Below are 14,007 nucleotides of genomic sequence, written 5' to 3' on the forward strand. Positions count from 1 at the left end.
CAACAAACGGAAACGGTGGGTTGAAGGCATTCTAGCGCGCCGATCGGAACCCATCTGCGCGCTTGGAAGAGATGCTCAATTCACTCGGGTAGTGTCGGCGGGCAATGGCTCGATGGAAATGCTGACATCCAGCGTCTCGGCACCCCCGCCCTGCCGCACACCGCGAACCGGAGCCGCGGACTGGTAATCGCGCCCGACTGCCAGCCGGATGTGGCGGGCATCGGTAAAGCACTGGTGGGTGACATCGATGCTGCACCACGTGTGCGATTCGGCGTCGAGGCAAACGTCGGCCCAGGCGTGACTGGCAAGATCCTCTTCGCCCACGGCATGGAAATAGCCGCTGACATAGCGCGCCGGGACACCCAGCGCCCGGCAGCACGCGACCATCACCTGCGCCTGGTCCTGGCATACGCCCGTGCCCAGGCCAAACGCCTCCGCAGCGGTGGTGCCAACGTGGGTGGTGTTCGGCTTGTAGCTCACGCGCGTGGCGATGGCTTGCGCAAGGCGTACCGCAGATTCCGCGTCTCCGTGCACCAGCGCGTGCTCGCGCGCAAAGTTGATCATCTCGGGCGGCGCGGAAGTCAGCGACGTAGCACTCAGAAAATACAGCGGCGACACGCGATAGCGCCCTTGCCCGGGCGCATCGACAAACCGATGGCTGCCGGGCGCGCCCGCAGGAAACACCTCGACAATGCCACGCGCGTCGATGATGACGTCATCCGTGCGGTTGCCGAGGGTGAAGTGATGGACGACATTGCCGAAACCGTCCGTGGCACGCGTGAGGTTGCCAGGCGCGTGGATCTGCCAGCTGTCCACCTGCTGCAGCTCGCCGCTGCGAGGCGTCAGCCGCAGCTCATGCACGCTGTGGCGCAGCGGCTCGGCATAACGGTAGACCGTCGTGTGTCGAATTTGGTATTTCACGATGACACGGGCACCACCCGAAAATGGCGCCCCGATGTATGCACATTGTCCTGCACGTCACGCCACCTCGAGCGGCACCAGGAAATCCTGGCTGATGCCGTTGCCCAAGTCGCCGATCCGCTCCAGGAAGTTGGTCAGCCAGGCATGCAGGCCGACCGCAAAAATATCTTCGATGCGGGCGTACCGCAGGTCGGCGTGCAGTTTACCAGCGCGACGTTCGGTCTCTGCCGATTGACTGTTGCGCACAGTCGCAAGAATCTCAACCACCTCGTCCATGCTGGCCAGCAGCGAACGCGGCATGTCGCTGCGAAGAATCAGCAACTCCGCCACGCGCGTCGGCGTAATGACGTTGCGATAGATCTTGCGGTAGACCTCGAAGCCCGACACCGAGCGCAGCGTGGCGGCCCAATGGTAGAAGTCGCCCTGCTCCGCCGCGGTTTCATCGCGCGTGGGCGTGGACTGGAACTTCACATCCAGCAGCCGTGCAGTATTGTCTGCGCGTTCCAGGAACGTGCCCAGGCGCATGAAATGGAACGCGTCGTCCGTCAGCATGGTGCCGACCTGCACGCCGCGCGACAGATGCGAGCGGAACTTCACCCATTCAAAGAATTGCGACGGATCGTCCCGCAGCATGCCTTCGGCAATCAGGCGCTGAACGTCCAGCCACGTGGTGTTGATGGTCTCCCAAACCTCGGTCGTGATGGAGCCGCGTACCGCCCGGGCGTTCTCACGCGCGCCGCGCAGGCAACTCATGATCGACGACGGGTTGGTCATGTCACGCACCATGAAATCGATCACATCATCGCGCGAGAGCAGGCCATAGCGTTCGTCAAAGACCTGCGTCAGTTCGCAGATGTCGAGCATTGCCCACCAGCCCTGCTCGGCCACTTCCGCGGATTGCGGCAGCAGCGAGGTCTGGTAGTTCACGTCGAGCATGCGGGCGGTGTTCTCGGCGCGTTCGGTGTAGCGCGCCATCCAGAAAAGGTGGTCTGCGGTGCGGCTGAGCATGGCGTTCCCTTCTACGTATTCGATATGCAATTGATCGACTGCCAGTTGCGACAATGCGCGAGCTTTCAGCGCTCCAGCACCCACGTATCCTTCGTCCCGCCTCCCTGCGACGAGTTGACCACCAGCGAGCCCGCCCGCAACGCCACGCGCGTGAGGCCGCCCGGCACCATGCGCACATCCTTGCCGGACAGCACGAACGGCCGCAGATCGATATGGCGCGGCGCGATGCCTGCTTCCACATACGTTGGACAAGTCGACAACGCCAGCGTGGGCTGGGCAATGTATTGTTCCGGGCGAGCCTTCACCACCTCACGGAAGGCGGCAATCTCTTCCTGCGTGGCGGCCGGACCGACCAGCATGCCGTAGCCGCCTGCACCGTGCGTTTCCTTGACCACCAGTTCGCCCATGTGGTCGAGCACGTATTGCAGGTCGTCCGGCCGGCGGCACATGTACGTCGGCACGTTATTGAGGATCGGCTCTTCGCCAAGGTAGAAGCGGATCATGTCCGGCACATACGGATAGATCGACTTGTCATCCGCCACGCCGGTGCCGATGGCATTGCAGATCGTGACGTTGCCCGCGCGATAGACCGACAGCAGCCCTGCCGCACCCAGGGAAGAATCCGGCCGGAACACCAGCGGATCGAGGAAATCGTCGTCCACCCGGCGATAGATGACGTCGATGCGCTGCGGACCCTGCGTCGTGCGCATATAGAGGTGATCGTCCTGCACGAAAAGATCGTGCCCCTCCACCAGCTCAACGCCCATCTGCTGCGCAAGAAACGCATGCTCGAAATACGCCGAGTTGTACATGCCGGGCGTGAGCACCACCACCGTCGGATCGGCAATGTTCTGCGGCGACACGCTGCGCAGCATGTCGAGCAGCATGTCGGGGTAATGCGCGACGGGCGCCACACGATTGCGCGCAAACAATTCCGGAAACAGCCGCATCATCATCTTGCGGTTTTCCAGCATGTACGACACACCGGAAGGCACGCGCAGGTTGTCTTCCAGCACGTAGAACTCGCCCTCGCCGGCACGCACGATGTCAATGCCGGCCACGTGCGCGTAGATGTCGCGCGGCACGTCCACGCCGAGCATGTCGGGGCGGTATTGGGCGTTGTTGTAGATCTGATCGGGCGGGATAACGCCGGCACGCAGGATGTTCTGCTCGTGATAGATGTCGTGCAGAAAGCGGTTGAGCGCATCAACGCGTTGCCGCAGGCCGCGTTCGAGCTTGGCCCACTCACTGGCCGGGAAGATGCGCGGAATGATGTCGAACGGAATCGTGCGCTCGGTGCCGCTGTTCGATTCGTCCTTGTCGCCGTACACGGCAAAGGTGATGCCGACGCGGCGGAAGATCAGGTCTGCCTCGGCGCGCTTGTTCTGCAGCGTCGTGGCGGACTGCGCGCCCAGCCATTCGGCGAAACGTCCGTAGTGGCCGCGCACCTCGCCTTGCTGGACGAGGGCTGCCGGGGCCGGTTCGGCGGCGTGAGGGTTGCGGTCCCCGTCATGCCAGTTGAGCATTTCATCGTAGAACCGGACTGCCATGCTTTTCTCCCCTGACGGCGCCGCGCGATGTACGCGGCACGTGGTTTTTATAGCACAGCGGTTTTGACCCCCACAATGGGGCCAACCCGTTATGCCTCCAAGTTTACGGCTGGGCGTCGAAGGCGCCGGTGGCCGTTGCCAGGGATTCCACTTCCTGCGCGGAAGACCAGTACCGCGGCCGCATGGTACGCGCAGTCTGGACGTCCAGCACATCGCCGTCGGTCTCGATGACGACGGCACCGGTCCTGTCCGTGCGCAAACCGTCGATGTCGCGCGACACGTAGCGCTGCCAGACGTGCGGATGCGGATGTCCGTACCGGTTGCGGTAGCCGACCTGGAAAACTGCCACCTGCGGAGAAACTGCGTCCAAGAACGCGCCGCTGGAGCTTGTCTTGCTGCCGTGATGCGGCACAAGCAAGATGTCTGCCATCAGTCGCCCAGGCGTTTCGGCGGCGATGAGGGCGCTTTCCTGGGCGGCTTCGATATCGCCGGTCAGCAACGCAGCGTGGCGGCCATTGGCGATGCGCACCACACAACTGCGGGCGTTGCTGGACACGCGCTCGCTTTCAGCAGGCTGGCGCAGCGGGTGCAGCACCTCAAAGACAACGCCATCCCACGTCCATGCTTGCCCAGCCAAACAATCGGTAAAGCGGATGCCGTTTTCATCGGCCACGCTGCGCAAGGCGTGCCGTTGAGGCAAAGACGCCAACATGGTGCGCACTGGCACCGCATCGATCACCGTTTCGGTGCCACCGGCGTGGTCGCTGTCTTCGTGGCTGACGACAAGCGTGTCGAGCGATTCGACGCCGTGGCCCTGCAGATAGGGCGTGATGACGCGGGCGGCGGCATCCGCCTGATCGCTGTAGCGCGGGCCGGTATCGAACAGGAGTTGATGGTTGGTGGTTTCGACCAATGCTGCGGCACCTTGGCCGATATCGAACGCGATGAGCCGGAATTCGCCGGGCGGTGGAGCTGGCACACGCGCCAGCACGAGCGGCAAGAGGAGCAAGGCCCCTTGAGCGCGCCATGCCCATGCGCGCATGCCGCCAGGCAACAGCAATAGCGCCACGCCGCCCATCGACAGCAGCAAGGCCCACACGGGCGCGACCGGCGCAACCCACACCGACCAGCGCGGCTGTGCCAGCCATTCAAGCCAAATGGCCAGCCAGCGGAAGCTCGCCTCGGCCAACATCAGCACCGGCCGCGCTACCGGATCAGGGAGCGCCGCGCCGATCAGCGCCAGCGGTGTCGTCACGAAACTCACCGCGGGAATCGCCAGCCCATTGGCCACCGCGGAAACCACCGAGGTCTGCTGGAACAACAGCAAGGTCAACGGTAAAAGGCCGAACGTAACCGCAAACTGAATCCGCGTACCGGCCGCCAATGCATGCCAGGTGCGCTTCATCCAGCCCTCTGCTTTGCCATTGCGCCGGCCATCGAGCGCCATCTGCGCGGCGATGAAGATGATCGCCACCGCGCCGAATGACAGCCAGAACCCGGCCGACATGACCGCCCACGGGTCGACCACCGCCACCACGGCGGCCGCCCAGCACAGCGACAGGCTGGCCGGCACATTCCGATCGGTCAACCTGGCGATGGCTACGGTGGACAGCATCAGCAGCGTGCGCTGCGCAGGCACGCCCATCCCGGCAAGCAGGCAGTAGCCGAACGCCCCCAACATGGCCGCGATGGCGCCTGCGCGCGGGGTGGGCATGCGCAGCGGCAATGGCGTGTGCTGCCAGCGCGCCAGCCCGAACGACCGGCGCCACAACGCCATCCACAACGCGGCAAACAGCCCGGCGATCATCGTAATGTGCAGCCCTGAAATGCTGACGAGGTGACTGATGCCTGTGCGGCGGAACAGGTCCCAGTCATCGCGGGCGATGCCGCTTTGGTCGCCCACCACGAGCGCCACCATGACGGCCGCGTAGCGTGCATCGGGCAACGTCGCGAGGATGTGGCGCCGCACGCTGGCACGCCAGCGCTCTACCTCAACGCCGAAACCGGTGCCGGCCTCATCCAGCGCGACGTTCTGCGCGCGCTTTCCCGTACGGACGTAGCCGATGGCGCGGATGTTGTCGGCCAGCATTGCGTATTCGCCATCGAAGCCACCGGGGTTGGTCAGGCTATGCGGGCGCTTTACGCGTAGCGTCAGCTGCCAGCGTTGGCCGGGTTTCAGATCGGGGATGCCGGCACGTTGGTCGGGCTTTGCGCCCTCCTCGCTTACGTTGCCCCAGGTTCGCGTGCCATACCAGGACAGGCGCACGCGTGGCGGCACGGCATCACCCGCATTACTGGATTCGATGTGGAAGAGAAAACGCGTGGCGTCGTCGCCATTCTGCGGCAGCTCGGCAACCACCCCGGTTGCAATGATGTCCTTGCCTTCCCACGCAGGGCTGAGGGCCACGGCCATGCGCTGCTGCGCGCACCAATCGCTCCAGCCAAAACCCGCCGCGATGGCGCTGGCGACCAGCAAGACGGGAAACAGCATTGGCCGACGTCGCATGACAACTGCCAGCAACAGGCAGAGCAACACCACGCCCAGCGGCTGCCACACCGGCGCGAGCGTCGCCTGCATCTGCAATGCCATGCAGCCGGCAACAAAGCCGATCAGCCACAGACGCACGCGCGGCCGTCAGACTGGCAACAGCGCTGCCAGGCGAGGAATGGCTTCGATGCTGTTGCGGCACGCCTGCTCGGCCAACGCCTCAACGGAGATGCCACGCAATTGCGCCATCGCGTCGGCGATGCGCGCGACTTCTGTCGGAACATTGCGCACACGACCCTGCTCGCCGAACTGGTCGTCGGCCAACCAAGCGGGCGCGAGGTCGGGCGCGTCGGTTTCCAGCACGATCGACTCGATCGGCAATTCCTGCGCCAGCCGACGCACGCGATTGGCGCGCGAGAAGGTAAAGACGCCGCCGAATCCCAGCTTGAAACCGGAATCGACAAAGCGATGCGCCTGTTCCGGGCTGCCGTTGAACGCATGCGCAATTCCGCGTACGCCCGCCTTGGCGGCGGCGCTATGCACCTGGTCCTGCGACTTGCGCACGTGCATCAGCACAGGCAGGTCGAATTCGCGAGCGATGCCCAGTTGCGCACGGAAGACGGCGTTCTGCCGCTCAACGTCGTAGTCGGGAATGAAGAAGTCGAGGCCGATCTCGCCGACGGCCACAAAGCGCGGGTCATCCATTGACGCGGCGACCTGGCGGCGCAGTTCGAGCAGGTCGTCGTCGGTGGCCTGCGCGGCGTAGATCGGATGGATGCCCAGCGCATAACTGCAACCGGCATGCCGATGCGCCAGCGCCCGCACCGTATCGAAATTCCAGCGCGCGACCGCCGGCACGACGATGTGGTTGACGCCCGCCGCATGCGCCTGCGCAACGACTGCATCACGGTCGGTATCAAAGTCGCTGGCGTCGAGGTGGCAATGGGTGTCGATCCACATGGTCAGTTCTGCGCTAGAAAAGGCGGCAACGTACCGGAAAGCGCGGTGTTCTGGAATCCGCCTTTTCCGATTGTGCCGCCCGGCTCAGCGCTCTTGGTGCAAATGGCCTTCCCGCAGGCGGAAAATGCGGTCGCAGCGGCCCGCCAGTTCGATATCGTGCGTGACGATGACAAAGCTGGTGCCCAGCGTGCGCGTGAGTTCCAGCATCAGATCAAACACTTCACCGGCGGTGTGGTCGTCGAGGTTGCCGGTGGGCTCATCAGCCAGCACGCAAGCCGGGGACCCGACCAGCGCACGCGCAATCGCCACGCGTTGGCGCTCGCCGCCGGACAGCTCGCCCGGGCGGTGCGCCGTGCGCGGGCCCAGGCCCACGCGCTCGAGCATCGCCTGTGCGGTGTGGCGCGCTTGCGCTTCTTCCACGCCACGAATGCGCAGCGGCATCGCGACGTTGTCCAGCGCGGTGAATTCCGGCAACAGATGGTGGAACTGATAGACAAAGCCCAGCGCCCGATTACGCAGGGTGTTGCGCTCGCGCTCCTTCATTGCGGTGAAAGGCTTGCCGAGCAACGAGACGCGGCCCGACGTCGGCTCATCCAGCCCGCCCAGCACATGCAGCAACGTGCTCTTGCCGGAGCCCGACGCGCCGACGATGGCGACCTTCTCGCCCACGCCGATGCGGATGTCCACGCCCTTGAGCACGTCGACATTCAAGCCGCCCTGGTGGAACGACTTGGATAGTCCTTCGGCCTGCACCACCACACCCTGCGGCGCTGCGGCCGGCGCTTCCATGGAAGTCATGACGGCCTCACTCATAGCGCAGCGCCTCCGCCGGATTCACGCGCGAGGCGTGCCAGCTCGGATACAGCGTCGCCACCGACGCAAGGATGAAGGAAATGATGCCAATGGTCGCAATGTCGTTCACGCGGGGGTCCGAGGGCAGTTCGCTGATGAAGTAGATGTCACGCGGCAGGAATTGCACGTGGAAGAGACGCTCGATGAAAGGCACGATCACGTCGATGTTGTACGCGATGAGCGTGCCGAAGCCCACGCCCAGCAATGTGCCGATAAACCCGATCGCCACGCCTTGCACGATAAAGATCTTCATGATCGAGCCCGGCTGCGCGCCCATCGTGCGCAGGATGGCAATGTCGGCCTGTTTGTCCGTCACCGTCATCACCAGCGTGGACACCAGGTTGAATGCCGCCACGGCGATGATCAGCGTGAGGATGATGAACATCATCTTCTTCTCGGTCTTCACGGCGGCAAACCAGTTGCGGTTCTGGCGAGACCAGTCGCGGATGTACAGCTCGCCGGTCAGCGTGCGCGACAGGGCTTCGGCCACCTGCGGGGCACGGTCCATGTCCACCAGCTTCAGGCGCACGCCGGTCGGGCCGTCCAGGCGGAACAGGCGCTCGGCGTCTTCCATATTGACCAGCGCCAGCGAGCTGTCGAACTCGTAGTGGCCCGATTCGAAGATGCCCGTCACCGTGAACTGCTTCAGGCGCGGCAACACGCCCGCCGGGGTGATGGTGCCCTGCGGCGCCACCAGCGTGACCTTGTCCCCCTGGTGCACGCCCAGGCCGTTGGCCAGTTGGCTGCCTAGGGCGATGCCGAATTCGCCAGGTTTCAGGTCGTCGATCGTACCCGCCTTGAAGTCCTTCGCAATGTCCGAAACCTTCGGCTCGTCCGCCGGCGACACCCCGCGCAGCAGCACGCCGCGCACCGCCTCGTCGCGCGTGATCATGGCCTGCGCGCCCACGTATGGTGCCGCCCCGATGACTTCCTTGTTCTGCATCGCCTCATTGGCGGTACGCTGCCAGTCCGGCAGACTGTTCGGCGCCATGACCTCGATATGTGCCAGCACCGACAGCATGCGGTCCCGCACTTCCTTCTGGAAGCCGTTCATGACGGAGAGCACGATGATCAGCGCCGCCACCCCCAGCGCAATGCCGAGCATGGAGATGAGCGAGATGAAAGAGATGAAGCTATTGCGGCTGGCGCGCTTGCTTGCGCGCGTATACCGCCAGCCGATCTGCCATTCGTATGGAAGTTTCAAAGGGGATTCCCCGTGGGTGTGATTTGTCCGGCTCACTGGCCGACGAGCCGGAAGTTTACAATCTCGGAGCCATGATTCCTGAACTCACCCTGATTGTCCCGTTTTGCGCGCCCGCTGCCGAGGTGGCGGACGACGCTTACCGTCAATTGACCTTGCCAGGCCTGGAAAGGTTGCTCGCGCGTGCACGCGAGGCGGAACGCGAGCGCCACGACGACGCCTACCTGCCCACGCTGCCGCACGAGCGCTGGCTGGCTGCGCATGCCGGGCTACCCATTTCTCCGCTGCCGTCGGCGCCGTACATGCGACTGGCGGACGGCGGCAGCGCCGACACGCGCACCTGGGCCTGCCTGCAGCCGGTCCACATCCACGCCGCCCGGGACCATCTGGTGATGCTCGACCCGGCCCAGCTCCGCCTGGAAGCCGCAGACGCCGACGCCCTGCGCGCCGCCATCACCCCCCTGGTCGCCGAAATGGGCATCACGCTCGATGCCACGCACGCCGCCCGCTGGTACGTCGCCGATTCACCCTTTGGCGACCTCATTGCCGCCGCGCCGCAACGCGCAACCGGCCACAACATCGACATCTGGATGCACAAGGGCGAGCAGGAGCGCGCCTGGCGCAAGTTCCAGAACGAGATCCAGATGACCTGGTACGACCACCCCGTGAACCAAGCGCGCGAGGCGCGTGGCCTGCTGCCGGTCAATTCGGTCTGGCTATTCGGCCAGGGCGCGCTGGTCGACGCCCGCCCCATTGCCGAGCGCATGATCGGAGCCGATCCGTTCTTCGCCGGCCTGTGTCACGCCGGCAACGCCACTGAACTGTGCGCGGAAACGCTGGCCGCCGTGCCGTTCGACGACACGAGCGCCGCCGCGCTGCTGGACAACGCCGGCAAGCCGTATCTCTCCGCCGACTGGTACGACTGGATCGAAACCCTGCGCGCGTACGACCGCGACTGGTTTACCCCTGCCGCCGATGCGCTGGCCGACGGCCGCATCAATGCCGTCTCGCTCGTGCTGACCGGCGACTCGCACTACGCCCACTACCGCGTCACCCGCCGCGAACTCGCCAATGGCCCGTTCGGCTGGCTGCGCCGCTTCAGTCGTCCACGCACCTTGCGTGATGCGCTCTCCCCGCTTTCCATGGCCGCTTGAGGCTAATCCTGCATGACCCGCATCGCTGTCCGTTCGCATTCGGCCGACGCCGCCACCACGCTGGCCGGCCACGGCATTCACCCTGTGCTCGCACGCATCCTCGCCGCCCGGGGCGTCGCCCGGCCCGACGAACTGTCGACCGAGCTGACCGACCTGCTGCCGCCCGCGCAACTCAAGGGCATTGACGATGCAGCGCGCTACCTCGCCGATGCCATCGCCGCCAGCAAGCGCCTTCTGATCATTGCCGACTACGACTGCGACGGCGCCACCGCCTGCGCCGTCGGCGTGCGCGGCTTGCGCATGCTCGGCGCGCAGGTCAGCTACATCGTCCCGAACCGCTTTGAGTATGGCTACGGCCTGTCGCCCGAAATCGTGGCACTGGCCGCGCGCGAGAAGCCGGACGTGCTGGTCACCGTCGACAACGGCATCGCCGATGTGGCGGGCGTGGCTGCGGCCAATGCGCTGGGCATCGATGTTGTCGTGACAGACCACCACATGCCCGGGGCGCAGTTGCCCGAGGCGCGCGTGATCGTCAACCCGAACCAGCCGGGCTGCGGCTTCCCGAGCAAGAATCTGGCGGGCGTGGGCGTGATGTTCTACGTACTGCTGGCGCTGCGGGCGGAGTTGCGCAAGCGGGGCGTGTTCACGCCGCAAGATCAGCCGCGCCTTGATGCGCTGCTCGATCTGGTAGCACTCGGCACCGTGGCCGACGTGGTCAAGCTCGACGCCAACAACCGGCTGCTGGTCGCGCAAGGCCTCAAGCGCATGCGCGCCGGGCGGATGTGCCCGGGCATCGCCGCGCTGTTCCGCGTGGCCGGCCGCGAGGCGCGTCGCGCGTCGACGTTCGATCTCGGCTTCGGCCTCGGCCCCCGTCTGAACGCCGCCGGGCGCTTAGCCGACATGTCACTGGGCATCGAATGCCTGCTCACCGATGACTACGACCGCGCCATGGCCATCGCCGCGGAACTCGACGGTATGAACCGCGAGCGCCGCGAGATCGAAGCCGGCATGCAGCAGGAAGCGCTCGCCATCCTCGACAGCATGAATGCCCTGGACGGCGCGGGCCGCCACACCATCGCGGTCTACAACGAGACGTGGCACCAGGGCGTGATCGGCATCGTCGCCTCTCGCATCAAGGACAAATTCCACCGCCCCGTCTTCACCTTCGCGCCCGGCGACGATGGGGTCATCAAGGGCTCGGGCCGTTCGATTCCCGGCTTCCACCTGCGCGATGCGCTGGACGCCGTGCACAAGCGCAGCCCGGGCCTGATCGTGAAGTTCGGCGGCCATGCCATGGCGGCTGGGCTCACGCTGCGTGAAGACGGGTTCGATGCATTCGTCTCGACCTTCGAGGCCGTCGGCCGCGAATGGCTGACCGAGGCGCTGCTCTCACGCGTGCTCGAAACCGATGGCGAGGCGGACCCCGAATGCTTCACGCCGCAGTTCGTCGAGCTGCTCGAAACCCAGGTCTGGGGTCAGGGCTTTCCGGCGCCAAGCTTCTGCGGCGAATTCGATGTGCTGTCGCAGGCCGTGCTGAAGGAGAAGCACCTGAAACTCAAGCTTGGCCGCGGCAAGCAGCATTTCGACGCCATCTGGTTCAACCACGCGGAGCCGCTGGGCGCCTCGGCGTATGTGGCCTACCGGCTCGACAACAACACCTTCAACGGCATTACGCGCGTGCAGATGGTGATCGAGCATGCGCAATAGCAGATTGGTCAAACCTTGCGCGAACGCATAAACACATGCCAAAACTGTCTGACGGCACACAGATGACGCAGCAGTCGGGCACGGCCGGTGCGTTACAATGCGGGACTGCCGGCATGGGAACGCACAAGCATCCATGACCGCGCGCCCCACGAATTCCTAGCATCAACTTCCAAGCGAAATGACTCACGTCGTTACCGAAAGCTGTGTCCGCTGCAAGTACACCGACTGCGTGGACGTCTGCCCCGTCGACTGCTTCCGCGAAGGCCCGAACTTCCTGACGATTGATCCGGACGAGTGCATCGACTGCGCCGTCTGCGTGGCCGAATGCCCGGTCAACGCCATCTATGCTGAAGAAGACGTGCCCGCTGATCAGCAGAAGTGGATCGCCATCAATGTCGAGCTTGCACAAGCCGGCTGGCCGTCCATCACCAAGACCAAGCAACCCTTGCCCGACGCCGACGACTGGAAGGACGTGAAGGACAAGGAGCAGTACCTCGACCGCGGCTGAACTAGTTGAGTGAACTTGTCGGACACATTTTTGTAGTGCATCGCAAAAAAAAGGTGTTGACGGGCAGATCGAAAACTAGCTAGAATTCATTTCTTCGCTGTTGCAGCGATTCCCCGATAGCTCAGTCGGTAGAGCGCCGGACTGTTAATCCGTAGGTCCCTGGTTCGAGCCCAGGTCGGGGAGCCAAAATAACAAAACGCCTCGCTTCGTGCGGGGCGTTTTCATTTGTGGCGTCGGTCTCGTGTATTGTTTTGCACCCGCCCCAAGCCCGAGTGGTGAAATTGGTAGACACCGCGGACTTAAAATCTCCGGTGGATGTAGTATTGGCAAGGGATTGCGCGCTGTCGTGTGTAAATGTGCGTAATCCAGTCAAACTGCACATTCGGGGGCACCATGGGGTCTATCACCACGCGCAAAACGCCGGACGGCAAGACGGCATATCGCGCCTTCATCCGCCGCAACGTCAACGGCAAATCCGTCAGCAAGTCGAAGGTGTTTGCGAACAAGACGGACGCAAAGAACTGGCTACGCGAGAACGAAAACAGCGCTGGGCTGGCGGCGCTAGGCGCGGCAACTGGCCCGACCTTCTCTGACCTTCTGGACTCGTTCGTCAAGGCACCACCGACCAAGGGCACGCGGTACTGGTCCGCCGCTCACATTGATTTCTGGCGGGCCGAACTGGGCGCCATGAAAACGGGCGCTGTAGACCGAGGCGCTATCAACGCGTGCAAGGCCAAGCTGATGGCACAGCAGGCGCGGCACCACACCCCTGAAGGCACGAAGACGACAGACAAGACGCTGACCCCGGCGACAGTGAACCGGTATCTGGCCAGCTTGAGCAGCGTCCTGAACTTCGCCGTACAGCGCGGCGTCATCGACCACCACCCGATGAAGGCTGGACAGGTAAGAAAGGAACAAGAATCGAAGGGCCGGCGCCGCATTCTGACGGCAGACGAAGAACAGCGCCTGTACACAGCGTGCGAGGCGTCATCCTGGCCGATGATGCGGCTATTCCTGCGGGTGTGCCTGACCACTGGCGCGCGCAAGTCGGAAGTGTTGAACCTGCGCTGGCAGGACCTGGACATGGCGCAATCAGTGGGCTGGCTGCACGACACAAAGAACGGGGAATCGCGCGCCCTGCCCTTGGTGCGCGACGTGAAGGCATCACTGGCCGATGCCAGCAAGGTGCGCCCGCTCGGCAGCGATTACGTGTTCTACGATCCGCGCCACCCGAAGCGCGCCAAAGACATAAAGGAAGTCTGGAAGGCCGTCCGCAAGCGCGCGGGGCTATGGCAGGACCGCACTGACCCGCTGGACCAGGTTGTGCTGCACAGCGCGCGCCACACCGTTGCAACACGGCTTATCCGCGCCGAGAAGAACATCGCCAAGGTGCGGAACGTCACCGGACACAAAACGCTCGCGGCCCTGCAGAAGTACGTGCACCTGGACACCGACGACGCCGTGGAGCTTGCAGAGCGAACGCTTGGCATTGGTGGTGCCTAAACAACACACCGCTAAGAATTATTCTGAATTTCAAGGGGCGCAAAATGCGCCTCTTTTTTCATCAACAGAATCATCCTCATTCACGCGCGCTAACACCGATTCATAAAAGTATTCATGCACGTGAATACATGTCCTCACTCACCGCGCAAGCATCG

Annotated in this window: 11 protein-coding genes and 1 tRNA gene; 5 read left to right on the forward strand and 7 right to left on the reverse strand. The window is 64.1% G+C overall.

Going from position 1 to position 14,007, the window contains the following annotated elements:
- Positions 1–75: 75 nt before the first annotated feature.
- The 7 genes from BG83_RS0107010 to BG83_RS0107040 form a co-directional block, all read right to left on the reverse strand.
- Positions 76–921 carry a transglutaminase family protein gene (locus tag BG83_RS0107010; protein ID WP_024976051.1) on the reverse strand — a complete coding sequence of 282 codons (846 nt, stop codon included), beginning with the start codon at positions 919–921 and terminating at the stop codon, positions 76–78.
- A gap of 57 nt (positions 922–978) precedes the next feature.
- Positions 979–1,929 carry an alpha-E domain-containing protein gene (locus BG83_RS0107015; protein WP_024976052.1) on the reverse strand — a complete coding sequence of 317 codons (951 nt, stop codon included), beginning with the start codon at positions 1,927–1,929 and terminating at the stop codon, positions 979–981.
- 65 nt (positions 1,930–1,994) lie between these two features.
- Positions 1,995–3,479 carry a circularly permuted type 2 ATP-grasp protein gene (locus BG83_RS0107020; RefSeq protein ID WP_024976053.1) on the reverse strand — a complete coding sequence of 495 codons (1,485 nt, stop codon included), beginning with the start codon at positions 3,477–3,479 and terminating at the stop codon, positions 1,995–1,997.
- 103 nt (positions 3,480–3,582) lie between these two features.
- Positions 3,583–6,105, reverse strand: coding sequence for a DNA internalization-related competence protein ComEC/Rec2 (locus BG83_RS0107025; protein WP_024976054.1), 2,523 nt, complete (start codon positions 6,103–6,105; stop codon positions 3,583–3,585).
- A 9-nt stretch (positions 6,106–6,114) separates the two neighbouring features.
- On the reverse strand, positions 6,115–6,927 hold the full coding sequence (locus BG83_RS0107030) for a TatD family hydrolase (protein ID WP_024976055.1): 813 nt from the start codon (positions 6,925–6,927) through the stop codon (positions 6,115–6,117).
- A gap of 84 nt (positions 6,928–7,011) precedes the next feature.
- Positions 7,012–7,740 carry a lipoprotein-releasing ABC transporter ATP-binding protein LolD gene (lolD, locus tag BG83_RS0107035; RefSeq protein ID WP_024976056.1) on the reverse strand — a complete coding sequence of 243 codons (729 nt, stop codon included), beginning with the start codon at positions 7,738–7,740 and terminating at the stop codon, positions 7,012–7,014.
- Positions 7,733–8,983, reverse strand: coding sequence for a lipoprotein-releasing ABC transporter permease subunit (locus BG83_RS0107040; protein ID WP_024976057.1), 1,251 nt, complete (start codon positions 8,981–8,983; stop codon positions 7,733–7,735). The genes lolD and BG83_RS0107040 overlap by 8 nt, the downstream gene beginning before the upstream one ends.
- Positions 8,984–9,054: 71 nt before the next feature.
- Here BG83_RS0107040 and BG83_RS0107045 point away from each other — a divergent pair, with 71 nt between their 5' ends.
- The 5 genes from BG83_RS0107045 (at position 9,055) to BG83_RS0107065 (ending at position 13,852) form a co-directional block, all read left to right on the forward strand.
- Positions 9,055–10,134, forward strand: coding sequence for a hypothetical protein (locus BG83_RS0107045; RefSeq protein ID WP_024976058.1), 1,080 nt, complete (start codon positions 9,055–9,057; stop codon positions 10,132–10,134).
- Positions 10,135–10,146: 12 nt separating this feature from the next.
- Positions 10,147–11,841, forward strand: coding sequence for a single-stranded-DNA-specific exonuclease RecJ (recJ, locus tag BG83_RS0107050; RefSeq protein WP_024976059.1), 1,695 nt, complete (start codon positions 10,147–10,149; stop codon positions 11,839–11,841).
- A 178-nt stretch (positions 11,842–12,019) separates the two neighbouring features.
- Entirely contained in the window at positions 12,020–12,349 is a 330-nt protein-coding gene (gene fdxA / locus BG83_RS0107055; protein WP_004626101.1) for a ferredoxin FdxA, read from the forward strand.
- A gap of 110 nt (positions 12,350–12,459) precedes the next feature.
- A tRNA-Asn gene (locus BG83_RS0107060) sits at positions 12,460–12,535 on the forward strand.
- Between the two features lie 207 nt (positions 12,536–12,742).
- Positions 12,743–13,852: a tyrosine-type recombinase/integrase gene (locus tag BG83_RS0107065; protein WP_024976060.1), complete on the forward strand. Its 1,110-nt coding sequence runs from the start codon at positions 12,743–12,745 to the stop codon at positions 13,850–13,852.
- The last annotated feature ends 155 nt before the right edge of the window (positions 13,853–14,007 follow it).

The organism is Ralstonia pickettii, assembly GCF_000607165.1.
Classification (GTDB): Bacteria; Pseudomonadota; Gammaproteobacteria; order Burkholderiales; family Burkholderiaceae; genus Ralstonia; species Ralstonia holmesii.

Bases quoted from the DNA above. Each gene is read 5' to 3' on its own strand.
- BG83_RS0107015 (WP_024976052.1), bottom strand. From the start codon at position 1,929: ATGCTCAGCCGCACCGCAGACCACCTTTTCTGGATGGCGCGCTACACC.
- BG83_RS0107020 (WP_024976053.1), bottom strand. From the start codon at position 3,479: ATGGCAGTCCGGTTCTACGATGAAATGCTCAACTGGCATGACGGGGAC.
- BG83_RS0107030 (WP_024976055.1), bottom strand. From the start codon at position 6,927: ATGTGGATCGACACCCATTGCCACCTCGACGCCAGCGACTTTGATACC.
- lolD (WP_024976056.1), bottom strand. From the start codon at position 7,740: ATGAGTGAGGCCGTCATGACTTCCATGGAAGCGCCGGCCGCAGCGCCG.
- BG83_RS0107045 (WP_024976058.1), top strand. From the start codon at position 9,055: ATGATTCCTGAACTCACCCTGATTGTCCCGTTTTGCGCGCCCGCTGCC.
- recJ (WP_024976059.1), top strand. From the start codon at position 10,147: ATGACCCGCATCGCTGTCCGTTCGCATTCGGCCGACGCCGCCACCACG.
- fdxA (WP_004626101.1), top strand. From the start codon at position 12,020: ATGACTCACGTCGTTACCGAAAGCTGTGTCCGCTGCAAGTACACCGAC.
- BG83_RS0107065 (WP_024976060.1), top strand. From the start codon at position 12,743: ATGGGGTCTATCACCACGCGCAAAACGCCGGACGGCAAGACGGCATAT.